Raw genomic sequence first — 22,888 nt, forward strand, 5'->3', positions numbered from 1 at the left:
CCCGAAAACAGAGGAGAGTGTGACTTGCTCGGTCATATTCAGGGTAGAGGCTTGTCGGTAGCGGAATCAAGCGTTACGCCTCAAAAAGTTCCATCAGCATCGTTGAACTGCGCTGACTTCGCTTCCAATGCCGTTCCCGCAACCAACGCGGCAGTCATAAGTCTTGCCAATCGGTCGACGTCGAAGCTCGATGAGTGCCCGATGTGCGGTAAGCCGCCGGTTGAGCCGGTGCGAGTCGAGGGAGTTTTCGCCTGCCGGGGGTGCACCGGCGGGTGCATGATCTGCGGGGCAGCATGCATTCACGGGGACGAGGTCTGCGGCGACTGCACGCGGGCGTTCGACATCAACCCTTGGGTGGTGCCGGCATGACGACACCACATCTGATCGCACCGGCATGCACTGCCAGCGATCCCGAGGCGCCCTACCGTCACGCCGAATTGGCGGTCTGGGACGAATGGCTGCGCAGCCTGGCGGAATATCCGACCATCTGGCGGTCGTACGAAGAGGGCGCCGCGGTCTTGGGCGAGAAAGTCGATGACCTGTGGGACGAAGTCCGTGCGAACCACATTGGGCGGGCCAGGGCCGAGGCTGCCCAGGTCGGCGCGATGGCTGTCCGCTTCATTGCTGATCTGTGCGAACCCGCCGGCGCTGCGCGTGTACGCGGCCGCACTGCGGTTGCGGACGCGCAGGCAGTGCGCTCGATGGTGGGGCCGCACGGCCGGATGCTGGCGTCCAGCCACGAGGGGTTCGGGTTCCTAAAGCGTGAATACGACGCGTTGTGGAGCGCTGTCCGATTTGACGATCCTGTTCGTGAACTGGCAGCCCGGGTGGCTTGGATGTCAGTGCGGTTCATCGCCGAAATGAGCAGTGCCACAGTGGCTGCGATGGCGCCGGTTCGGATGAGCGTGGTGCCGATACGGCACGGGGACTCGGCATGAGTAGAACGTCGGTGCGTAACGCAGGTAGCAGGTCGGTTGCTCACGCGGGAGGCCGGCGCCGAACTGCGTCGCACAAACCGATGAAACGTCACGATGTGTGCGCGGTGTGCGGTGGCGCGGTGACCTACTACCCACGCGAGGACGTCGCACCACGCAGCTGCTCTGTCGATGAGTCGCAGCGGTGGGCACACGATGAACTCAGTGACTGGCTTGGGCGTCCGCACCGGGCCGTGCCGAAGGCTGGTCTGGAGCCAGGGGCTGGTGTACGGCACAGCCCCGGCGCCGGCGGTATCAGTGGTCGGAGTACAACGTGACGGAGTCTTGTGCACAGATTGGGCCGGCGTTGACAGCCGAGGATTTCCAACTGATCGACCATGTCACCGAGCGGATTCTTCCTCTAGTCGAGGACAACTCCGGTGGGGGTGTCTATGGCTACGGGCATTGGGACAAGGCGTCGTTCGCGGCGGCAGTCAACGGCTATGACCTGCAACGGCGACCGGATGGTTCGAGCAGTGCCGGCCACTACCGTCCCGATGATGTCCGCCACGGGTGGGCTGTCGTCACAGACCCTGTGGCGAAGAGCTTTTCGTGGGCAGGTGTGACACCTGATCACCCTAATTCGTTCCCAGTAACGCTGATTCAGCGCACACCAGGCGCTCACTAAATCTCTTCGGAAGGACAGCACTGTGCTCACTCTGCTTGTCATTGCCCTGCTTGGCGGCCCGTCGGCTACCCCAGCGCCCACTCTGCCGATGTGCCAGTTCGAGGACGGTAACGCCGATGGCCAGCCGTGCATGTGGATCGATCCGGACACGGGTGTGGGGTTCTATGTCGCATCGGAGAACTACCGATGACGAGGCAGGACGGGCGCGAGAAGGTCGCTGCGGCGATCCGCGAAGCGGACACAGACATGCCGTTGACCGCACCGCTGGCTGAACTGCACGAGCATATCCAAGCGGTTTACCTGTCGATGGCCGATGCGGCGATCGAAGCGCACCTGTTGGCGCTCGCCGCTGCCGGGTACGCGGTCGTGAAACTGCCTGAGCCAACGAGCTTTTCCCATTTCCAGGAATCAGTGTGGGACGTTGGCGAGTCGTCGGTCATCCTCGACCGCTGGAAGCAGGTGAGCATCCACCTCGATGACTGGGACGACGACGGTCCGTCGCCAGCCGAAGGACACGCTCTGGCAGCCGCTCTGCTCGCCGCCGAGCACACACGGTCGTCCGATCAGCAGCACCAGGCCAGTTAGGAGCACATCGTGGGGTCTTGGAAGCCGAGCGATTTTCGCGGTCGCACGTTCAGTGTCGGTGATCTCGTCGAGCTGCGAGACGAGGCCGAGAACGGCTTCCAGATCGCCTACCGGGTCTGTTGCGTCGACGACGACGGTGCTCTGCAGCTGGACAACCTGTCTACCAATGAGCGGTTGACCGTGCCGGCCGAGGACGTGCACACCTCGGTGTTCACCGCGCGGACCGCGGTGTCCGGAGGGGAAGTTTGATATGGCCAGCTGGATGGCGGAACTGCTGGTGCGGCCAGCGCCCTCCGGCGCACAGTGTCGTCCCTGGGCACGCCCAAACACAGAGGCCAGTGAGTGAACTCGTGACCACTCATCATCATCCACCTACGCGAGTAGAACCACGGCTGCCCACACACTGCGAGCCCGACGACGCCAGATGCCACGGACGGGATCAAGACGCGTTCGAGGCTCGACCTCCATCAAGAGTCCATTTCCAGATCAATTGGAGCTTGACATGACCGAGCAATTGCAACTTGGCATGAACGAATTCCTCACCCAGACAGTCAGACTCGCGGGTATCACAGTCGACGTCACGGCGGCGCCAACGGATGTTTCTCACTTGGTGGTGACGCCGATGCTTGGCCGCGGTAAGCACGGCCGTGTCGTCCTCACCGGCAAGTTGGCGTTGACACACACGTTCACCGGCCAGTCCGTCGCCGTCAGCCACAGCTTCGAACGCCTCAACGCGCTGGCACAGCAGCTAGGCGAGTTCGATTGGGACTTCACTGATCCGAATCGAACTCGCGATATGCAAGGCGCCGCGCAGATCATCCGGCAGTGGCAACTAGCGGATGCCTACGACGGCCCAGCCCCCCTCTGGGGCGACGACGCGGAGATGAAAGCCGCCCGGAAACGCCAGCCCGCGACCACATTGCTGGCCGAGCAGCTGCAGTGGTGGATACAGCACAGCACGGCCACCCGAGAGTCGGACCTGTACGACACGAACAACGAGGCCTGGCATGCCCAGTTATCAGCCAGCGTCCAAGGGTACGGTCTGATCTACCTGCTGGCCGTGGTTCGGGAAATCGACCCGACGGTAGCCGACGTCGCGGCCCGTGATCTCGTCGCCGCCTTCGACGCAGGCGACTCGTTCGATGAACGAGTCTGGCAGTGGCGCAACGAACTTGCCGAAGGTCAACCGCTGACACTGCGTGGCATCCCCGCCCATGACCCGCTGAGCTGGTCAACGGAGAACCAACCCTCCAGGCACTCTGGTGACCTCACGAACGACGGCATATACCCGCGGGAAGTCCGCCTCCGAAACCTCGCCGCTCTCGACAAGCCCACCCTCGTCGAGACAGCCGACCACATGGCGACTGTTGCCCTGGTGCTCGGCGAACACTTGGCCGACATCGCCGAAATGGTCGGGCTGGATCGCGAGACGGAGGACCTGGCTATCCCACCGAACGTGAAACGTGTGGTTGACGAGCACGAGCGGTACGCCGCGGCGCTGAATGAGATCCGCGCACATGTCCAGCGAGAGGCCGAGAGGTGGGCACAATCCCACACCGCCGCTCCAACGCTGGTCGATGTTTGCAACACCATTTGGGCGATCGTCGACAAGGTCAGCAGGCCATGACTTCATCTATCGCTGAGCATCGCCCAGCTGTGCGGCCGCGCAGGTTCCGCCATGACTCGCTGGTTGCGGTCGATCTGTTCTCCGGGTTCGGAGGACTGACCACCGGTATCAAAGAGGCCGGCTTCGAAACGATCATGGCGGCCAACCACAACCGCTACAAGGTGGAGGTCCACGAAGCCAATCACCCCGAGGCTGAGCACTGGATCGCCGACCTGGTCAATAAGGAGGCCTCCGACTACCACTCTGCGCGGGACCTTCCGGCTGCCGATCTGCTGTGCGCCGGGGTGAGCTGCGTCAACCACTCGCAGGCCAACACACAGAAGGCGTACGCACAGGGCCTGTCGCTGTTCGACCTCGACGATCCCGAGTTCGACGAGCGGGTCACCCGCTCCGAACGCGACCGCGCGACCGCGAACTGCGTGCTGCACTACGCCGCACAGCATCACCCGCGGCTGATTCTCGTCGAGTGCACAACGGAGTTGACCTCATGGGGCCCCGGCCTGCCCCGGAATCCGAAAATCGGTGACGGCTCTACCTACCGCTGGTGGATCAAGCAGTTCGAGCTGCTTGGCTACAAATACCGTGTCCTGTATCTGAATTCGATGTTCTTCGGGGTACCTCAAAGTCGAGACCGGCTCTATATCGCGATGTGGGATGCCCGGATCCCCACCCCGAATCTCGACCATCGGCCGCCGTCGTGGTGCGGACATTGCGACGAGGTGGTTGAGGCGGTATGGACCTGGAAGACCGGGGTCCCGCCGTCGGGGACCGTACGTTACGGCAAGCAGTACGAGTACCGCTGCCCACGCTGCCGGCGCATCGTGATCCCACCCTCGGCGCCGTCGCTGGCGGCCCTGGACCTTTCCAACCTTGGCACTCGCATCGGGGACCGGAAAAAACCGCTGGCCGCATCGACGATGGCGCGGGCAGAGCGGTGCCGGCAGAGGTTCGCCGAATTCCCGGCGGTCTTGATGCCAGCGAAAGCGCAGCGCGGATCGGAGCGTCATCCGTGGCAGCCGCTCTCGACCCAAACCAGCCAGCAAGAGACTGCGGTCCTGTCTACCGGCGCGGTGATGGTCGCGGCCGGAAACACCTTCGAGCGACCTGGATCGGATTGCCGCACTCGGGATCTCAGCCAGCCATTGTGGACACAACCCGCAACGAACACCATGGGTCTGATCACCCCGCCGGTCGCCGTAACCGGGCAGGTCATGGCTGCGCACCGCCACAACGGTGACGGCAAGCACATCACGCTGCCGATGGACACCGTCACCAGCACCCACGAAAAGGCCGTGCTACTGGCGGTCAACAACTACCAGGGCGCACCGCGCGGCGCCGACGAACCACTGCCGACCCAGGGAGGGTCGGAGACGCTGAGCCTGCTGTCGGCCGGGGTGGTTCCGTTCCGGAAGAACACGGTGCCCACCACGCACTCCGAATCCATGCCGACAGTAACGGCCGACCAGATCCCCGGACTGTTCACCGCGGCCGGGCTGATCAAGAACAACGGATCGATCGACGAGGCGCAATATCGGGCACATCCAGTCAGCAATCCGCTCGGGACGATCGTCGGTTCGCCCTCGCAGTCGCTGCTGTTCTCAGGGTGGTTCAAGCAGAATGGCACCTCGCCTGGGCAGTTCCCGGCGCCGCATCCGCTGACCGATCCGTTGGGTGCGCAAACCTCGCAAGTCAACACCGGACTGTTGATGGCCGAGTGGCGCGCGATGCTGTCCGAGTTGTCGTTGGAGGACTGCTATTTCCGCATGATGGCCTCGCACGAGGTGGGCAGGGGCTGCGGGTTCGACGTGGACTTCGGCGACTACCACGGCAGCTTCATTGTCTGGGGATCGGCAAGTGATCAGGTCGACGGTTACGGCAATGCCGTCTCTCCACCGGTCGGTTCCTGGGTCAGCGGCCGGCTACGCGATGCGCTGCACAGCGAGGTTGCCGCATGACTGCCGTCAGCATCTTCGACGTCACCGCCGACATGATTCCCGTGCGTGCGCCGTACCAGCCGGTCACCGATGACGACCGGCTCTGGCTGAAACTCTTGACACTCCACGCAGATGAATCCAGGCAGCCGAGTTCGACTGCGGGAAACCATCGCGACTCGTACGGGATCGCCGACAGTGAGCACGCAGCACGCCGTTGCTGCTCCCGTTGCGGCATCGAGTTCACCCGTTGCGCGCACGCAGGGTTCGGGATCTGCATCGACTGTGTGAGTGTCGAGCTGGGGGAGGTCGCATGACCGCGCCACCGATGGCCTACTACGGCGGAAAGACCCGTCTGGCCTCCAAGATTGCCGCGCTGTTGCCCGAGCACGAGCACTACGTCGAACCATTCGCCGGAGGACTCTCGGTGCTGCTGGCGAAGTCGCCCAGTCGGATGGAAACCGTCAACGATCTCGACGGTCTGCTCATGACCTTCTGGAGAGTGCTTCGCAACCAGCCGCAGCAGCTCGCACGGGTTTGCGCGCTTACTCCTCATTCTCGTGCCGAGCTTGTTGCGGCGCGCGCAACCGATCTTGCAGGTCTGGATGACCTTGAGGTGGCCCGGCTTGTATGGGTCCAGATCAGCCAGGCGCGTGGCGGCACGATGCGATCGAGCGGTTGGCGCTACTACGTGAACCCGGGCGGCAACTCGACCGGAATGCCGGGATACCTTGCCGCTTACGTCGACCGTATGGCTGCCGGCGCAGAGCGCCTACGTCAGGTCAGCCTGGAATGCAGGCCTGCACTCACGGTCATCAAAGAGTATGGGGCACACCGCAAGTGCTGCCTGTACGTGGATCCGCCAATTTTGGGTACCACGCGTAGTACCGGCGGTGGAGGCAATGGCTACCGGCTAGACATGCCCGATCCGGCCGATCACGCTGAACTGCTCCGGGCGCTGCGTGGTTGCCGGGCCGCGGTGGTGCTGTCCGGGTATCCCTCGGACCTCTATGACAGCGCGCTGTCCGACTGGACTCGCCTTGAGATTCCGACCATGACAGGTCAGAGCAACGGTGCGAATCAGGCACGCACTGAAGTGCTCTGGTCGAACCGGCCGATCGCTGAGCAGCCGGCGTTGTTCCACCTCGGCGGTGACAAATGCTGACCGCTGAAGCCATGTGTTGCGTTCGATCTCAAAGCCGCACATGCGGATCAATCGGGAGGAAACGATGAGCGATCCCGCAGCTGGCATGCTGCCTGCCCAGATCACGTTGGCGGGGCCGCCGAAATTGGCGCACGAATGGATGACCAATGCCTAAGACACAGACCACTGAAACAGTCCGGCCTCCGATACCAGCGACGTGCGAATCTCGGCCCACCATCGGCGGACTGGTTATTCCGTGGATCAACGTCCAGCTCGCAGACGGTGGCGTGGACTTCCGCGCCCAACACGACAGCCGCGCGCAACGCTGCTACCTCGAAGGCCTCTGCCAAGTCTGTAGCAGACCCATCGAGCGGCCGCCGTTCGTCCTCATCGGTGGGCCCCGGCAGCTCGCCGCCCTGCAATTCGAAGAACCACCACTGCACCCCGAATGCGCCGCCTATGTATCGCATGCATGCCCGATGATCGCTGGCCGGATGCTGCGGTTCGCCGACCGTGACCCGATCAGTGAAAGCCACCGCGGCGCGGCCTGCCCAGACTCCAGCTGCGATTGCGGCGGCTGGATCCCCATGCCCGATACCGATCGTGAACCGAACGGCCGCCCAGCCCATGACTGGTACGCCGTGTACGCGACCGCCTACGTCGTTGGCGCAACCCCTGATGGCCGCGCGCACTCCGCCATCCTCGCGCCCGATCAGATCCGCGCCGTCCGCCGCATCTCAACGCCCGGTGTCGGGCGATCGTGGAAACGCATCTCGCTCGAAGAGGTGATCGCCAATGGGTGAGACCGCGAACCTGCTGACCCTGCTGCACCGGCACTACATCAAGCCCGGCCTCAACATGCCAGGCGGTGTGTTCCTTCCCGAGGTCGGCCAGAACGGCAACTGGGGCGCCGGTAGCCGCTGCGATGCCATTTTCGCCGGATTCACCAGCAGCAGCGGCCGAATCCTCATCGGCCACGAACTCAAGATCTCGCGCAGCGACTGGCTCAACGAGCTCAAGAAACCCGGCAAGGCCGACGCCTGGGCCTACGAATGCCACGAATGGTGGCTCGTCGTCAGCGATCCGGCCATCGTCCGCGAGGGCGAACTGCCCGCCGGGTGGGGGCTTATGGTTCCCGGCCGGCGCACGAGGACCCGAATGGACATAGCGGTCAAGGCCGCCCGCAAGGACCCCGCCGTGCATCGGCCCTCGTGGGACGCCGTGCGCAGCGTGCTCGCCCGCCAGGACACCCTCCGTGCCCAGGCCATCGAGGCGGCCCACACTGGTGCCCAGCAGGACGCCTGGGCCGAGCTAGACCGCCGTGTCCAGGAGGGCGTCGAACACGAACTCAAACAGCGCGGCACACCGGACGCTGCTGAGCTGGCCGACAAGCTCAAGCGCATCGAAACCGCGCTCGGCGGCCGAATCGACTGGGGCGCAGAGTCGCGCGGTTACATCCGGCCCGGCGCCGAATGGATCGGAATGCCCGAGCTGACACTCATCGCCAGGGCTGTGCGCGCGGCGGGCTCGATTGACCGGGCGCTGCGCGAACTGTCCAACCGCTACTACACGCCGATCGACAACACCAAGCGTGTGCTCGCCGATCTGGAGCGCGCCCTTCAAGAACTGCAGCAAGCGGGCGGGCGTCAGGAGGCGACAGCGTAATGCCAATCCGTCCTGAGAACCGTGCATCACGGGTCGGTGCTGGATCGATGCCGTGTCTGGGCAGGCCGACTTCAAGTCCATCGATTCGTGGCGGAGTCGCATGGAGAGATCACGTGTTGGGCAAGGAGGTTAATCAGCTCGACTGACGTCCCTGTCGAGGCGGGGATGAAACAACTAGATAGTGGGATCGAGAAGGGGCAGGCCCCTGAAAAAGGTGGTCTTGGACCAGCTTTCGTAACGCCTCACGGGCCGGGCGAGTTCCGGGGAGACGTTTTCAAAAAGTCGAGGCCTCGGAGCCGTCAACTCCGAGGCCTCAGCGAGAGCCAAGCGTCACTTTGATCTCTCGATCCCCGTGTCAACGAGGAGAATAACCGTGGATGGTCATTCTCAGGGTACCACGCGCGCTCGATCAGGGCGTTCGCGTTCTCTCCCTGAAAACAGCTCAAGTTCTGCGCGATGGAGTTCACGAAACCGCCCTCCAATCCCTGCTGAAACGTCGAGTTTTCGCAAAGGCGAGCGACGCGGTTCTCATTCGTCGCGGGCGGTGCGTCGCGTTCGCCGCGAGTGGATTGAACGTGTGGGTACGGTGTCGGCCGAGTTGCCGATGTGGACCAGCCGCGACGGATGGCTCGACGAAGTGTCCGGGTGGCTGGCCACCGACGAGGGTCTTGCTGAATGTGCACGGCGGCATATCAAGCCCGAGCGCGTGCTGCGGGCAGCCATTGTGCTCGCTGCCCATGCCGACCATGCGACCGGTCGCAATTGTGCGGCCACCAACTCCACGGTCGCTGCAAGCGCGGGTTGCGCCGGGCGGACCGTGACCACCGTGCGATCGGTGCTCAGTGCGTCAGGGCTGGCTGTCGAGGCTCATCGCGGCACTGGGTCGGCCGCGGCACCGGGATGCGGTCGTCGGCCGTCGATCTGGCACCTCATCAGCAGGCCGCAGCCTGTGCAGAAACCTGCCGTTGGCGGCGCTGTTTGCGACCTACCGCCATCCCGTAGGGATAGGCGGGTAAGTCCTGTTAGTTCTAAATCACCAAACGCGCGTGCACGCGCGCGGCGGTCAAATTCTCATCCCCCCAAGAGGTCACCGAAGCGGGGCCGGCGCTGCGCGCCACGGCCCCTGCATGTGCAGCTCCTGGCCGCAGGTGTCGTCGACGGCAGCATCGGCCTGGACAAAGGCCACATCGGCCACATCTGCGACGCTCTGACCGATTCCGGTCTGGACCTGACTGCCTGGACTGCGAAGTCCGTGCTCGCGGCACTGAACGCCGACATGAAAGCCCGGGGCTGGGACTGGCCCAACCACATCGAAAACCCGGCATCGTTCCTGCGATCGCGGTTGGCACTACTACCGGTTCGCCCAGCCGGGACGTCCCAGAGCCTCGTGGTTGCGGCCCGCGCCCACCGCAGCAAGACGGCCCCAGCAGGCCACGTCATCGCAGCTGAGAGCAGCAAAGCCACCCGGGCCCTCGTTGATCGTTGGTATGCCGACGTCGCCGCGGTGACCACAGCCCAGGAACGTGAGCGGTTGTTACGTGCTGATCAGGTGAAGTTCGGTCATCCAGTGGTCGATCCAGTTGCAGCGCTAGCCAACGCCGGCCGCCGGGCGAGACGGATGTACCCGGAAGTTGAACTTGCCGCAGGTATGCGTTTGTGGGCCAACGACGTACTAGGCGAAGTTCCGACTGATGCTGTCTCCGAAACGATTCCGGCGGCAACCTCTTTGAGTACCGACCTTCTGATGGATCTGGCCATCGGTGGATGCGGATGCGCGGTGTGCGGGTCCGGGACCGCTGTTGAGCGGCCGCAACTGCCCCTGAAAGAGGCGTCGATGGTGTGTGACCAATGCTGGCCGGTCATCGCCGCTGAGCTCGCCGAGTCCAGTGACATCGATGAGGGGATGCTGGCGTGACCGACCTCGACGAAGCCCCGACCTGGGGCCGGCAACGCGCAACGCGCAGTGATGAGTCGGCAGCTGACGACCGACAGCCACCGCAAGACCTCAGCGCCGAACAGTCCGTACTCGGCGGCATGCTTCTGAGCAAGGATGCGATCGCCGACGTGCTGGCCAAGCTGCGGCCCGATGACTTCTACCGGCCCAACCACACCGACGTGTATGACGCGATCCTGCACCTGTACGGACAAGGGGAGCCCGCCGACGCGGTAACCGTTGCCGCCGAGCTCGACCGGCGCGGGCTGTTGACCCGCGTCGGCGGAGCGCCCTACCTGCACACTCTGATCGCCTCCGTGCCCACCGCCGCCAACGCCGGCTATTACGCGAGCATCGTCGCCGAGAAAGCTCTGATGCGGCGCCTGGTGGCCGCCGGCACCCGGATCGTGCAGTACGGCTACGCAGGGGCCGGTGGCGCCGATGTCGCCGAGGTGGTCGACCGCGCCCAGGCCGAGGTCTACGACGTCACCGAGCGCCGCGCCTCAGAGGACTTCGTCGTGCTCGACGACCTGCTCCAGACCACCATGGACGAGATCGACGCGATCCAGTCCGGCACCGGCCTATCCCAAGGTGTCCCTACCGGGTTCGTCGACCTCGATGAGATCACCAGTGGGCTGCAGGGCGGGCAGATGATCATCATCGCGGCCAGACCTGGGGTAGGGAAATCGACTCTGGCACTGGATTTTTTGCGCTCATGCTCGATTAAGCACCGGATGGCCAGCGTCATGTTCTCACTGGAAATGAGCAAGTCCGAAATCGTGATGAGGTTGTTGTCCGCCGAAGCCAGGATCAAGCTCGCCGACATGCGGTCAGGTCGGATGAGCGACGATGATTGGACCCGGATGGCAAGACGGATGGGCGAGATCAGCGAGGCACCCCTGTATATCGACGACTCGCCAAACCTGACCATGATGGAGATCCGCGCCAAAGCACGCCGGCTCAAACAGAAAACCGACCTGAAACTCATTGTCGTGGACTATCTCCAGCTGATGAGCTCCGGGAAGAAATACGAGTCACGCCAGCAGGAAGTCTCAGATTTTTCCCGCAGCATCAAACTGATGGCCAAGGAACTCGACGTACCTGTAGTGGCGATCAGCCAGCTCAACCGCGGTCCTGAACAACGCACCGACAAACGCCCACAAGTCTCTGACCTGCGCGAAAGCGGCAGCTTGGAACAGGATAGCGACGTTGTGATGCTGCTCCATCGACCCGATGCGTTCGATCGTGACGACCCCCGCGGCGGTGAAGCGGACATCATCCTCGGCAAACACCGAAACGGGCCGACAGCGACGATAACGGTTGCCCACCAACTTCATTACTGCCGCCACACCAACATGGCACGTACTCGATAATCCGCGAGTTTGAGTGTCTCACAGCTGATTTCATCTTCTCATGCGCGATTGCATCTCAGACGCCAGGACCGAAAAGGCCAGGTCAGTTCGCTGTGTCGGTGGCGCAGATCTAGGAAATGCAGCGCTTCGTGAGGCTGCTCTCGGTGCAACCTTCCAAGAGTCCGCTGGGTATCGCTACGCCGCCGCTATCACTGCGAGATATTGACCAGTCAGTGCTCGGGTAGCTGCGCCAGGTTGTCAGGGGTCAAGAATTGGGCAAGTAGTCCGCGTTGCAGCTCAATAGCTTTCAATAGATCAGCGCCGCCCTCACGGAGTAGCTCGCTACCCGCGCTTAGTTTCTCGGCGGCCTCGATTGTGAGGGCGTTGGAGGCCAGCAGCGTTCGCTGCGCTGCTTCTGCTTCGCTGCGCTTTGCTTCGGCGGTGGTCACACGATCCTGCAGCTCGGCGATCGTCTGCTTGGCGGCGGCAAGCTCGAAACGCAGAAGGTCGTTGCCCTCGGGGGTGCTGCTCTCATCAAGCGGTGCTGGTGCCGTGGGTTTGGCGCGTGGACCCTTGAGATAGCGAGCTGGCAGATAGAAGTGGTACAGACCGCTGAGGTCGACGTATCCGTCCAGTGTGCCGTTCTTGATCCATCGCCGCGCAGTTTTGGGCGTGACGCCTAGTAGCGTCCGGGCCTCTGCAGTGCTGGCAACAGGCCGCTGCGAGCCCGCGGGCTCGGTGCTGTTCGCCATCCTGAAGGTCCTCCGTGCGCGGTCTTTCGTGTTGAGATTCTATGCTATGTCCGCGATAGCGCTTGACCTGCGAAATGGCCACTCAAGGGACTATCGATAGAGTTTTGCGACCTGGGCTTTGGGCAGTCAGAGGACCATCTCGGCGTGTCGCTCACTGGCGAGGTTTCACAAGGGCCCTATATTGGTGTCCAGATGGCCACTCGAAGGCCCATTGTGCAGGTCACAGTATGGGCTCTCGGAGGACTATCGGCAGAGAAGACAGCAGGGAACCTTTCAACGACCTTTCCCCTTCGATGCATCCGGCGATTACCCAAAGACCCGGGGCTGCGAAGACGGAAGCCGGAGGTCTCCCTGAGGGCGGGTCTGGTCGAGTGATCACCAGACCCGCCCTTTTCTCGTTGAGCTGGCGGCTCGCGGGTTCCCTATGTCTGCACCGGACGTTCACTCGGTAGACGCAGTGACGGTGTGTCTCCCGCTTTCACCTTTCTTCCCATGCGACCATCACCGTGGGTAATCGCCGGGTACTACAGAAGGGGAAGGGGGACACCTGCTCACGCGAGTCACTGTCTGGTGCCGCGTTATAGATCCTTTTTGAGAATTTCATCTTTACGTCGCCGGTATGACCGCGTTTGAGCGGTGTTCGGCGGATTTTGCGTAACCACTTGTCTTGCAGGTGGTTTCACTGTTTCAGCACAACTGCGATGGTCTGGTTGAGGGTGCGCCGTTAGCGCATCATCACCGAATCGTTTACGCGGTGATTTTGTGCTGCCACTGCATACTTCACATTTGAAGGGACTGTCTGCAATGACAGTAGCGTTGATTTCGCATACCCAATTTCAAGTCAATCTAGATCTCATCACTGAGTACCGCAAAGCCTTCGCGGTGGACTCTCACAACGAGGCCCTGGCGAGCGGAACGTGGCGCACGTTCTCGACGTTGATGGCCGCCCGCCGCTCCACCCGGCTCTGGTGCGCACAAACTGGCCGCTTCAAAGGAGTTAGTAGCCTCCTTGCGTCCGTTCCTGATGTGGCGGCGGCGGTCAACATCTTCACCAAGCGCGGCCGCACCCGGATGCTGGTATTCGACCTTGATGCCGGCGAGCACGGAACAGCTGCGGTGGATGCCGATTTCTGCCGAATCGTGAGCTGGCTCAACGAATGCGGCGCACGCTGGGTCGCTGATCTTTCCGCCAGTGGCGGCGTCCACATCTTGGTACCACTACAAGCCGCCTTGACCGTCGATGACGTGCGGCCACTACTGTACGCGTTAGCGTCGCGCTGCCCGACGCTCGATAAGACGCCCATGCTCAACGCTCGCACGGGCAGTATCAGTGTGCCGGGCTCGCGTTGCCGCGAGGGTGGATTCCGGGTATTGATCGGTGGTCGCGGCGAGTCGGCGGCGGCGTTCTATGAGCGCAACGCACCCGAGGTGTTTGCGCAGCTAACTGCGTTGGTCATGGTTGATCCGGCGGCGCCTGGATATGTCGGACAGGATCTGGATGCCGCCGCGGACACCGGCACGTTGCCGTCCTACCTGCTGCGGCACGACCCTCTTCCTCCGGCAGTCCTCGATTTCGCTGTGCACGGCCAAATGCCCAAGGACAAGCGCTGGCACACCCGCTCGGAGGCACGCATGTCGGTTCTTGTGCATGCCATGTGGCGCGGCGCGTCCTTGTCCGAAGTTCGTCGACAAATGAGTCCGGGGCGGCCGTGGCAGGGATTAGCCCAGGCCTACGCCCTCAAAAACGGTGGAACTGTCAAGGTCGCTCGCTCTGATCTTGACAGGCTCTTATGTCGAGACTGGCTTGCTGCTCACCACTGGCATCAAGAGCGCGGTCGTTATCTCCAGACTGTCACGCACAAGACACTGCACACGCGCCCCTACCCCACCCCCAAAGCCCTGCGGCACTGGCTCGCCCACGCCATCCACTGGTGCGACACGACCTTCCGTTCGAGTCTGCTGCGCTGGTCGGTGGCTGCGGTCTTGCAGGCGCTATCGGTGAGCGCGGCCAGGACCGCGGACCGCCATGTCCGCGAGCTTCAGGTGGCAGTGGGCGGGCGTTCCTTGTCTCTGGCGGCCGGGTTGCTCAGCGAATCCACGGTCTGGGCAACCCTTCGACTGCTGCGTGAGTTGGATGGGTCGCCGGTGCGCCTGGTAGAAAAAGGGTCAGGCCCTGACGCGGACACATACGCCCTGGTCATCCCGGATGTCGTGGACCCGACCCCGGATGCGGCAGGGCGTCCTGAAGTCTCTGGCGTGCACCCCGCGTGGTCCGTGCTCGGCTGGCAGCACCGCCGCATCTACGAAACCATCACCGAGCAGGGATTGCGGGCCGTGGTCGACATCGCTGCAGCGGCACACGTGTCGATCAGCAGCGCCTACGACACCATCGCCGAACTGTGCCGGTCCGGGCTGCTGCGCCGAGGTCGCGGATGGGTCGCCGCCGGCGACACCACGTTGGATGACATCGCAGGTCGATACGGGCTCGAACGGACCCGCCGCACCCGTATACAGCTGTACCGAGCCGCACGGGAACGCTGGAAGAAGTGGCTGGCCGAGCGGCCCCTCGAACCCGCACTGGCCGTCGTACACCACAGCATGACCCGCAGTGGTCACATACTCATCGACACGGTGCTGACCGCCGCCGACTACGCCGACTATCTAGCGGCGATCATGCGCGACGAACCACCTAGGGACGATGGCGAGCAAGATATAGGCCGCCCAGTGGCGGCATAGCCGCCTGACCTCCGTGATTCGCGTTCTCACGAAGGTGTTACTGGGGCTGGGACTGTTGAGTCCGAGCCCGAACAGCCATGGTGTCGCTGCCCTGGTGTGTGCTGAGTAGTTCATGGCCGCGTGTCGATTAGGCGGGCGCCTGCAGATGAACGGCCACCGCTGAGGCTGACGATGAAAGTAGCACTTGACAACATGTGAAAGTATTACTTTCACCGTTGAGAAAGTAATACTTGTTTTAGGCCATGGTCCGGTATAGGGTTCTGGTGTGCGAAAGGTGTTGGAGGTGAGGGCGTGACGGCGATCGATGCCGTGGTGGCCCGGATCCAATCCGCCGCCGAATTAGGGGCCGAATCATTCGCCACAAGAATGGCCAATTCCTCATTGGATGCCGCGCTTGACGTGTGGGTGAAACGCGTCGCCCAGCGCAAGTACACGCCGACTCAACGTGCCAGGCTGCTCAAGGCCGTAGAGCGTGGCACCGCACCCGAAACCGTGGAGATTCAGCTGACCAGGGCGGCGTTGCTGCGCGCAGTAGGCCTCGATGAGGGGCCCGCGGCCGCCGCGGCAGCGACAGCGGGGGCCACCTATGCCGAGATTGGCGCAGTACTCGGAATCTCCGGTCAGGGTGTGGGGCAAAAGGTCCGTGCCTACCGGGACCGCAGTGCGGACGGGGCACACCCGGGTGGGTTGTCATGACCATGAAGGCCTCCGTGTCGCTCGACCGGCATGTCGTGATCCTGAACACCGAAGGGACGTTCACGCCCAACGGATTTCGTCTCACCGGCCCGGTGACCTCACTGGACAAGCTGGAAACGCTGATCACCTACTTAGTCGGCAAGAACCTGCTGCAGCCCTTTCCCGCCAACGCCGGTGTCGACCCAGCGCCGGCGCGGCTGTGGTTTGTCGGTGACGGCGGCCGGGTCTTCGTCGGTGCCACCGACGAAGACCCGGCCGAGGACGTTGAGGCGCAGATCGGGCCGACCCTGGCGCCGCTGATCAGTCGGGGATGGGAACTCAAAGGCGCCCCCGAGGGGCGGTTCGTTCTCACTGGCAGCGTGGCGCACCCCGAGACCGGCCCGCGGCACGTCACCGTGGAAGTGGCGGTCGAAGCCCGGCCGTGGATCGGCGGCGGCACCATCATCGACGATCAGGTCCAGCTCGGCCGCCGGTTGAACGCATGGCACGCTGCACTGGGAGTGCTGCCTGCCGGCAGCGGCCACGGCTCCGGAGCGGTGCTGCTCGACGACATCCGGGCCGCCCGCATCGCCCGTCCCACTAAGAGTGACAAGTCGGGGGATAAGAAGCCACCTGCGGTATTCACCGACGCCGGCGACCTTCTCTCCGGGGTGGACGCCGACCTGCGGATCCAGCCAGCCTGGGCCGGTACCCCCACAGCGATCCAACAGCAGCTCGATCACGCTGTTGACCTGGCTCTGCTGGAACAGCAGTACCCGCACCTAGCCTCAGCCGGCATGATCAGCCTGGGATACGGCCGTCCGCAACGGCTTCGAGGACACCAAGCCGCGGATGCGGCCGCTGCCCCCAAGCGGCCCTTCGGGATGTGGCGGGCCCTGCTGCCGGCCGCCGAGCAGATCAACCAACCTCAGTGGCTTCGCTCCCCTCATCCCCAGATCCGGGCCGGCGAAGCGACCCGGGCGTGGGTGAGCACCGAGGATCTCGACAACCTGGCCAAAGACGTCAGCTACGGCGGAGCGAACCTGGACGTGGACCGCCTCGACATCGACGCCGCTGTCGTGTGGCCGCACCAGGTCCGGCTCCTGGACACCTGGACGGAGCGGCTGCGCGACGGCGCGCTCGCGGCCTTCGCTGGCGACCCCGCACTATGCGCCATGGTCGAAGAGATGGCCCGCGACTACATCACCGCAATGGGCGAAGCGGACAAATGGACCCACGACGACTGGCGCCACCACTATCAGCCGGCCCACGCCGCCTCGATCGCCGCGCACATTCGATTCCGCGGCCGGCGGGTAGCGATGAGGCTTTCCCGCGAATACCGGGCGACGCCACTGTTCTTGCACGACGCCTCCTCGATCTATGCGCTGGGCATCGACGAGGAGACCGGGCAGCCGGTTGACTTGTCCGACAAGCACACCCGACTCGGAAGGTTTGAAATCACGCGCCGCGTCGAGCTGGCCGATGAGACAGTCCTCGCGCTCGTGCTGGCCGAAACACCCAGCCAAGTCGCAGACGTGCTCACCGCGGCCCTCGATGTACCTGCCGCCCACGAGGAGCCCTCTGCCCCGACAACGTGCGCCGACGACACCACCCAGAACACCGACGAAGGTTCATCCCACCAGCCACCGACCGGCGCCGACGCGGAACTGGTCGAATCGCCCACCGACACCACCACCGGAACCGAATCCGCAGAGTCGACCACGCCCGAGCCGGCAAAAACTGCCGGATCCACCACACGACGACGCAAGACCACGGCCCCGTCCGCCCAACGCAGCGCCCCGACCAAACGTAACGCTCCGGCCGCCGCGGTCCTGCACACCGACGGGCTGTGGCTGCCCGACGGCACTTGCATCGGCACCTCAAAGCTGGGCGAGCTGACCCACGTCGGTCACGTCGCCAACCTGGGCTACACCTACAACATCGGCTACCCCTTGTCGCAGGATTACGCTGAGGCAGGCCAGATCTGGCTGACCGAAGCCGCCTGCCGACAGTTCGGCATCGATGTGACAGAGCTGGCCGAAGCGCGGCCGAAGAACCGGGTGAGTCTGCTGCACGAGATGACCGAGAACATCCCGTTTGTCACCGATGCCGTGGCTGACGGTTGGCGTCTCGGCGGCAAGAAGGACGACAATGCCGTTGCCCGACTGGGGGCTTGGACGCGGGTGTTCCGCGACGACTCGGATAAGACCGCGGTGCAGGTCGTGCTGATCGCCGGTTTGGACACGGCGCTGACTATCGATGATGAGCCGATCGACGACGACGATCCCGGAGAGGACCTCGACGCGAGAAAAGGCATGCCGATCCTAAGGGGACGGCCAACCCCGGCGCAGGTGGCTCGGCGCCTGCAACTTTTCGCTGACGCGCTGGGTTTCCCGTACAAAGTCAGCGACCGCGTGACCGGGCTGGACATTCTGGAGCAAGCCCGCCCGCGACCGTCGAAGGACGACAAGGGCTGGACCGTCCAGGACTGGAAGAACATCGTTCTAGCGCCGTCGACCACCGAATTGCCCTACGGGCTGGGCGACGTGGAGCGTGACTATACGGTGTGGTGCCGGGTGCCGACCGCCGAAGAACAGCAGTGCCTGTATGTGCATGCCTACGATCGCAGCGGTTCGTACTTCGCGGCCCTGGGTTCGGTGGAGATGCCGATCGGCGACCCGGTGCACTACCCAGGCGGGACCAAATTCGATCCGCGCTTGCCGGGCTTTTGGTTGGTGAATATCCCGGAGAACGCGAACAGGTTCATGCCTCATCTGCTCAATCCCGGCGGGCACTACTTCACCGGGCCCAAGTGGGTGACCACTGACCGCCTCAAAATGGCTTTCCAACTCGGGTATGACGCCGACATCCAGGAAGCCATCGTGTGGCCGCACCACAGTCGAGTGCTGCGTTTGTGGGTCGAGCGGTTCTCCCATGCCAGTGTTGTCCTCGACACCGACGATCCCGACGCCCAGGCCGCCCGCAACCAGTCGAAGAACGTTCGCAACAGGGGATTCGGGGCCATGCAATCTGCCACGTACATGAAAGACAAGCAGGGCTTCTTCCCGGCTCGGTGGTATATGGGTGTCGGCAAAGCCGGCGCGGTCATCGCCTACCGCATCAACGACATCGGCCAAAAGGCCAAGCGCTGGCCAGTGGCCGTTGACCATGACTCCGTGCTGTATGTCTCCAATGACCCCAACCCCGAGACGGCTTGGCCGGGCGGGCCCGCGACGTGGGGCCGTTCGTTCGGCAAGTACAAGCACGAAGGATCAGCCCTGCTGGCCGACCAGCTCGAGTTCCTCGACGGCAACACCTACCGCGGCAAAAAGCACCTGACCCCGCCTGACCGGTGGCGCGAAATGCTGCCGACCCTGACCAACGGAGGCCAGTAATGGCACGTCGCCGGCCACGCAAGATTACCGGCAGCAACCTCGTCGACTACGGCTCTCCAGTCAACCGGGACGTCAACATCGACGACGCATCCAAAGCGCTGCGTGTTTCGAAAACCGCTGTCCGCAAAGCGATGAGACAAGAAGTCGTCAACCTGCGCAGCATCATCTACCGCGGTATCACCGGGCGCCGTGACGCCGACGTGGGGGAACTGACCAACGTCATGGGCATGCTTCAAGCCGTCTACGGGTACGGGCCTCGCGGATCGAAAGTCAACGCGAAAGCCGCCGCCGACGCACTCGGCGTCTCGCCGGCGACAGTCCGTCGGTGGGCCAACGGGAGCCAACAGCCATCCCCCGATCACCTCAAGGCGATCAAAACAGCCGCGCGGCGAGCCGCGAGCACCAAAGCCGGACGCCGCGCTGCGACCGAGGTCTTCCGCAACAGCGACCGCGGCCGCAAAGCACTCGCGCACGGCGCCAGAATTCACATCAGTGGCTATCAGGGCCCCGAAAACTACGCCTGGGAACGCGACCGCGACGTCAGCAGTGACCCACTAACTCCTGCTGAGATCGAAGGACTGCTGAGAGCCTACGAGGACGGTGGGGACAAGGGCCTGCTCAACTACCTCGCCGAGATCATGGATCCGAGATACATGCACGGCAGTCCGTGGGAATTCGCAACTATCAGCGACTTCTGGATCGGAGACAGGCGGTGACCGACCCACTGCGGGTAGCCCCAGTGCCGGGGCCGAGGTGGACCCGTAAACGGTTCAACACGATGCTGGCCGACTGCTACAGCACCAACGCTGCAGGTCACATCGACGTCGACGCGGTCGCGGAATACGCCGGCGTCACACCAGCGACCGTGCACCGCTGGATCGGTAGTAACAATGCCGCAAATAGCCGTCACACCGCCGCCCCGCCGGCACGCATCAGGCAACTACAGCGCGGTCCCGACAACGTCGAACGCCTCAATGAAGGAGCATTCGAACGCGCCCAGCTCATCCTGGCCAATCTCGACGACGACACCTACATCCTGCCCGCCTGGCGAGAAAGCGGCTGGCTCAACGAGCACGCCGTGATCATCGTCGAAGTCAACAACAAGCCATGGCGGCAGGTGATCGTCACCAAAGCCAACCCCCGAGCCCTCACCGAAATCCGCCGGCGATCAGTGATCGTCACCGGACTTGCTCTGCCCACCCGGTTCCACGCCCAGATACTCTCCCACGCCGTGATGATCCGGCAGCAGGAATGGCGGGTACACCCCAGCGCCGAGCATCTCGCCAAAGGCCGCACACAGGTATGGATGGCCGACGCCCCCGCAGTTCCGTTGGGGTCCGTAGCCGATCAGATGGGAGTCGGGCCCGGGCGGCCCTTAAGCTCGCTCTGACTCCAGTTCGCCATACCGGAGAGTGTTCGTGAAAAGGGTGCTTTCACAGAGCATCCGGCATGTCGCCGCCCCTGGCTAAAGTTGCTGGCAAAGAACTTCGGATGGGGGATAGGGGCGGGATGTCAGACGCGAGCGTTGGTCGATCCATTCGCAGGTCGGGGTGGGATCGCAGCACGGTGCTGATGGCCACTGCGCTGGGTGTCCTCGCCGTTCAGGCCGCGCTCTTTCTTGTGCAACTCGGCGGCGGCCCGGTGCTTGCGTGGGCGGTGGTAGCCGCCCAGGTTGGTGCGTTCGCGGCCACCTGGTGGGCGGTCCACCGTATAAGCCGTGGAGCAGGCGGCGACGGCATGAAGGTCCTCGCATACACGGCCGGCCTGTTCGCAGTGTTCGGCCCAGCCATGGTGGCCGGAGTAGTCAAATGGATCTGGCCGCTCAAATGCAGCGATGCTCCGAGCGCTATCGCCTCAAACGGATTCGATGTGGTTGACCGAGTACTGACCGCCGTGATCGCGGGATTAGTGCTCGCCGCGCTCCTGCATGTACGTGCGAAGCCGGAGAATGAACCGGTTTCCCGTGTCCCTTCAGGGTGGTCTGTGGCGTTCCTCGCCGCCACGTTCGTGTTCTTCTGCAACTTCGCCAGTACCACGTATCGCCTGGTCGCAACTGTTGAACCGTGGTGCGAGGGGATTACCGGCAGCGCGTTGCCGTCTGGTGTGGGAACTGCCGTTTCTGTCGTGTCTGGTTTCCAGGAGGAGCTCGCGCTCACTGGTTTCGCCCTGGCGCTCTTCCTGTCCTCGCGCTGGCACACAGTGGCTATCGCGGTGGCGATAAACGTGCTCTGCCGATTTGTGTTGCACCTGTACTACGCCGATCACCATTCGGTCTGGTGGTGGCTGGGCTGGGTGGTGATCTGGTCGGGCGGCGGGCTCGTCGCCGCCATCGCGGTGGGACGAAAGGCCTTGAACCGGAGCATGCCGACCACATCACTGGTAGCGGCCTATGCGATAGGAACAGCCGCTGCGCACAGTGCCTACAACCTGTCGCCGGCCATCTTCAGGTTCATCGCCGGGCCAGTCCTGCTGGCGGTTGTGGTGATGCTCGTCGGCGACGGCAGTCGCCCGTGGCATGCACTGTGGTGGTTGGCGCCAGCACAGGAGCAGCGCAGCAAAGAACCTCAAATAGCAACCCAGCAAGAAAGCTAGGCCCAACGCAATGAATGCGGTGATGGACCAGCTGAACGCCTGTGCCTTCGCCTGCGGAGACAAACTATGAGAACGGTCGCGGTGAATGTGCACCTCGACATCGACCGGTGGGATGCCACACAGACCGCTGCCACTCGTATCTCCCGTGCGGGCCGCCCAGACCAATGGCTAACCGGCGACGACCGCGCCCGCGGATCCTGGGACGGCGTGGATGCAGCCGGCGTCGCGGTGGCGATCGCGCGTCGCCACGGCCTTGACCCGGGCGCAGAGCTACCTCACGTGCGCGAGACCCAGACGGCGTTTGCAGATGAGCGCGACGACCCGCGTTGGATTGTCGAATTTCACATCGGCCAGTGACCGCCAGGATTCACGTTCCCTCATGCTGGCTGGGGGACTGGTGAATCCTCAGGTAGGGGCGTCGCTGCCCTGGTGTGTACTGAGAAGTTCATAGCGCGCGTCGATCAGGCGGGGATACAGCCGCCAGTAGACCGTGAGTCCCGACCAGATCACTACCAAGAAGACGTCCCGCAGCACTACCGGACGGGTCTCGATGCACACCTGTGCTACCTGGAGAACGAGCAGAAACCCACAAAGCCAAGGCATCACGCGACCCAGGCCGCTGAGGCCGTGTGACTGGACTCCGGCCAACTGCGCCGCTGCCTGTCGAATCGTTGGATCACCCGGAACAGGTCCCATCCCAGCCGCCCTCAGCACGACCCAATAGTCCTGTGGTGAAACGCTTTCCAGACACGAGCGGATCGAGGCACGATTAGAGGAATTGTCAATACCTGTGGATCGGCGTGTTTCAGGCGACCTCCGTTCCGGCTTGCTGATCGCCGTCTGAGGGCGGTGTCGGTGGGGTGATTTCGGTGGGGCGTTCGAGCAGTTTGCCCTTGTGG

Annotated in this window: 20 protein-coding genes and 1 pseudogene; 19 read left to right on the forward strand and 2 right to left on the reverse strand. The window is 63.6% G+C overall.

Annotated elements, in window-relative coordinates; translation table 11 throughout:
- Positions 1-365: 365 nt before the first annotated feature.
- The 12 genes and pseudogenes from E0T84_RS21240 to dnaB all read left to right on the forward strand — a co-directional run.
- Positions 366-938, forward strand: a complete 573-nt coding sequence (locus tag E0T84_RS21240) for a hypothetical protein (RefSeq protein WP_064925318.1) — start codon at positions 366-368, stop codon at positions 936-938.
- A 686-nt stretch (positions 939-1,624) separates the two neighbouring features.
- Complete coding sequence (locus E0T84_RS31895) at positions 1,625-1,792, forward strand: hypothetical protein (protein WP_165608873.1); 168 nt, start codon at positions 1,625-1,627, stop codon at positions 1,790-1,792.
- Positions 1,789-2,187 carry a hypothetical protein gene (locus E0T84_RS21245; RefSeq protein WP_064925316.1) on the forward strand — a complete coding sequence of 133 codons (399 nt, stop codon included), beginning with the start codon at positions 1,789-1,791 and terminating at the stop codon, positions 2,185-2,187. The genes E0T84_RS31895 and E0T84_RS21245 overlap by 4 nt, the downstream gene beginning before the upstream one ends.
- A 9-nt stretch (positions 2,188-2,196) precedes the next feature.
- On the forward strand, positions 2,197-2,436 hold the full coding sequence (locus tag E0T84_RS21250; protein ID WP_048895783.1) for a hypothetical protein: 240 nt from the start codon (positions 2,197-2,199) through the stop codon (positions 2,434-2,436).
- A gap of 175 nt (positions 2,437-2,611) precedes the next feature.
- Complete coding sequence (locus E0T84_RS21255; protein WP_138745446.1) at positions 2,612-3,814, forward strand: hypothetical protein; 1,203 nt, start codon at positions 2,612-2,614, stop codon at positions 3,812-3,814.
- On the forward strand, positions 3,811-5,769 hold the full coding sequence (locus E0T84_RS21260; RefSeq protein WP_064925312.1) for a DNA cytosine methyltransferase: 1,959 nt from the start codon (positions 3,811-3,813) through the stop codon (positions 5,767-5,769). Before E0T84_RS21255 ends, E0T84_RS21260 begins: the two co-directional genes overlap by 4 nt.
- On the forward strand, positions 5,766-6,062 hold the full coding sequence (locus E0T84_RS21265; protein ID WP_064925310.1) for a hypothetical protein: 297 nt from the start codon (positions 5,766-5,768) through the stop codon (positions 6,060-6,062). The genes E0T84_RS21260 and E0T84_RS21265 overlap by 4 nt, the downstream gene beginning before the upstream one ends.
- Complete coding sequence (locus tag E0T84_RS21270; RefSeq protein ID WP_234790580.1) at positions 6,059-6,910, forward strand: DNA adenine methylase; 852 nt, start codon at positions 6,059-6,061, stop codon at positions 6,908-6,910. The genes E0T84_RS21265 and E0T84_RS21270 overlap by 4 nt, the downstream gene beginning before the upstream one ends.
- Before the next feature lie 146 nt (positions 6,911-7,056).
- Positions 7,057-7,692, forward strand: a complete 636-nt coding sequence (locus E0T84_RS21275; RefSeq protein ID WP_131813054.1) for a hypothetical protein — start codon at positions 7,057-7,059, stop codon at positions 7,690-7,692.
- A complete protein-coding gene (locus E0T84_RS21280) occupies positions 7,685-8,554 on the forward strand; it encodes a hypothetical protein (RefSeq protein WP_138745447.1) in 870 nt (289 codons plus the stop codon). Before E0T84_RS21275 ends, E0T84_RS21280 begins: the two co-directional genes overlap by 8 nt.
- Before the next feature lie 1,129 nt (positions 8,555-9,683).
- Positions 9,684-10,469: a hypothetical protein gene (locus E0T84_RS21285; RefSeq protein ID WP_053122612.1), complete on the forward strand. Its 786-nt coding sequence runs from the start codon at positions 9,684-9,686 to the stop codon at positions 10,467-10,469.
- A 71-nt stretch (positions 10,470-10,540) separates the two neighbouring features.
- Positions 10,541-11,860: pseudogene (gene dnaB, locus E0T84_RS21290) on the forward strand (replicative DNA helicase); the annotation flags it as partial.
- A 209-nt stretch (positions 11,861-12,069) separates the two neighbouring features.
- On the opposite strand, the gene E0T84_RS21295 reads toward dnaB, so the two are convergent.
- Positions 12,070-12,591 carry a hypothetical protein gene (locus tag E0T84_RS21295; protein WP_048895790.1) on the reverse strand — a complete coding sequence of 174 codons (522 nt, stop codon included), beginning with the start codon at positions 12,589-12,591 and terminating at the stop codon, positions 12,070-12,072.
- A gap of 804 nt (positions 12,592-13,395) precedes the next feature.
- Here E0T84_RS21295 and E0T84_RS21300 point away from each other — a divergent pair.
- The 7 genes from E0T84_RS21300 (at position 13,396) to E0T84_RS21330 (ending at position 22,346) form a co-directional block, all read left to right on the forward strand.
- Positions 13,396-15,327, forward strand: coding sequence for a hypothetical protein (locus E0T84_RS21300; RefSeq protein WP_138745448.1), 1,932 nt, complete (start codon positions 13,396-13,398; stop codon positions 15,325-15,327).
- A 291-nt stretch (positions 15,328-15,618) separates the two neighbouring features.
- Positions 15,619-16,023 carry a hypothetical protein gene (locus E0T84_RS21305; protein WP_064925301.1) on the forward strand — a complete coding sequence of 135 codons (405 nt, stop codon included), beginning with the start codon at positions 15,619-15,621 and terminating at the stop codon, positions 16,021-16,023.
- Positions 16,020-19,397 carry a hypothetical protein gene (locus tag E0T84_RS21310; protein WP_249383703.1) on the forward strand — a complete coding sequence of 1,126 codons (3,378 nt, stop codon included), beginning with the start codon at positions 16,020-16,022 and terminating at the stop codon, positions 19,395-19,397. The genes E0T84_RS21305 and E0T84_RS21310 overlap by 4 nt, the downstream gene beginning before the upstream one ends.
- Positions 19,397-20,113: a helix-turn-helix transcriptional regulator gene (locus tag E0T84_RS21315; RefSeq protein WP_064925523.1), complete on the forward strand. Its 717-nt coding sequence runs from the start codon at positions 19,397-19,399 to the stop codon at positions 20,111-20,113. Before E0T84_RS21310 ends, E0T84_RS21315 begins: the two co-directional genes overlap by 1 nt.
- Positions 20,110-20,787 carry a hypothetical protein gene (locus E0T84_RS21320; RefSeq protein WP_064925525.1) on the forward strand — a complete coding sequence of 226 codons (678 nt, stop codon included), beginning with the start codon at positions 20,110-20,112 and terminating at the stop codon, positions 20,785-20,787. Before E0T84_RS21315 ends, E0T84_RS21320 begins: the two co-directional genes overlap by 4 nt.
- Positions 20,788-20,969: 182 nt before the next feature.
- Positions 20,970-21,989, forward strand: a complete 1,020-nt coding sequence (locus E0T84_RS21325) for a hypothetical protein (RefSeq protein ID WP_131813088.1) — start codon at positions 20,970-20,972, stop codon at positions 21,987-21,989.
- A 66-nt stretch (positions 21,990-22,055) separates the two neighbouring features.
- Positions 22,056-22,346, forward strand: a complete 291-nt coding sequence (locus tag E0T84_RS21330) for a hypothetical protein (RefSeq protein WP_064925529.1) — start codon at positions 22,056-22,058, stop codon at positions 22,344-22,346.
- A gap of 48 nt (positions 22,347-22,394) precedes the next feature.
- Here E0T84_RS21330 and E0T84_RS31900 read toward each other — a convergent pair whose 3' ends face one another.
- Complete coding sequence (locus E0T84_RS31900; RefSeq protein ID WP_171055125.1) at positions 22,395-22,547, reverse strand: hypothetical protein; 153 nt, start codon at positions 22,545-22,547, stop codon at positions 22,395-22,397.
- Positions 22,548-22,888 lie beyond the last annotated feature (341 nt).

The organism is Mycobacterium sp. DBP42 (genome assembly GCF_005924235.1).
Classification (GTDB): Bacteria; Actinomycetota; Actinomycetes; order Mycobacteriales; family Mycobacteriaceae; genus Mycobacterium; species Mycobacterium syngnathidarum.

Excerpts from the sequence above, each read along its gene's own strand:
- E0T84_RS21240 (WP_064925318.1), top strand. The coding sequence starts at position 366 with ATGACGACACCACATCTGATCGCACCGGCATGCACTGCCAGCGATCCC.
- E0T84_RS21245 (WP_064925316.1), top strand. The coding sequence starts at position 1,789 with ATGACGAGGCAGGACGGGCGCGAGAAGGTCGCTGCGGCGATCCGCGAA.
- E0T84_RS21255 (WP_138745446.1), top strand. The coding sequence starts at position 2,612 with ATGCCACGGACGGGATCAAGACGCGTTCGAGGCTCGACCTCCATCAAG.
- E0T84_RS21260 (WP_064925312.1), top strand. The coding sequence starts at position 3,811 with ATGACTTCATCTATCGCTGAGCATCGCCCAGCTGTGCGGCCGCGCAGG.
- E0T84_RS21265 (WP_064925310.1), top strand. The coding sequence starts at position 5,766 with ATGACTGCCGTCAGCATCTTCGACGTCACCGCCGACATGATTCCCGTG.
- E0T84_RS21270 (WP_234790580.1), top strand. The coding sequence starts at position 6,059 with ATGACCGCGCCACCGATGGCCTACTACGGCGGAAAGACCCGTCTGGCC.
- E0T84_RS21275 (WP_131813054.1), top strand. The coding sequence starts at position 7,057 with ATGCCTAAGACACAGACCACTGAAACAGTCCGGCCTCCGATACCAGCG.
- E0T84_RS21280 (WP_138745447.1), top strand. The coding sequence starts at position 7,685 with ATGGGTGAGACCGCGAACCTGCTGACCCTGCTGCACCGGCACTACATC.
- E0T84_RS21295 (WP_048895790.1), bottom strand. The coding sequence starts at position 12,591 with ATGGCGAACAGCACCGAGCCCGCGGGCTCGCAGCGGCCTGTTGCCAGC.
- E0T84_RS21300 (WP_138745448.1), top strand. The coding sequence starts at position 13,396 with ATGACAGTAGCGTTGATTTCGCATACCCAATTTCAAGTCAATCTAGAT.
- E0T84_RS21310 (WP_249383703.1), top strand. The coding sequence starts at position 16,020 with ATGACCATGAAGGCCTCCGTGTCGCTCGACCGGCATGTCGTGATCCTG.
- E0T84_RS21315 (WP_064925523.1), top strand. The coding sequence starts at position 19,397 with ATGGCACGTCGCCGGCCACGCAAGATTACCGGCAGCAACCTCGTCGAC.
- E0T84_RS21325 (WP_131813088.1), top strand. The coding sequence starts at position 20,970 with ATGGCCACTGCGCTGGGTGTCCTCGCCGTTCAGGCCGCGCTCTTTCTT.
- E0T84_RS21330 (WP_064925529.1), top strand. The coding sequence starts at position 22,056 with ATGAGAACGGTCGCGGTGAATGTGCACCTCGACATCGACCGGTGGGAT.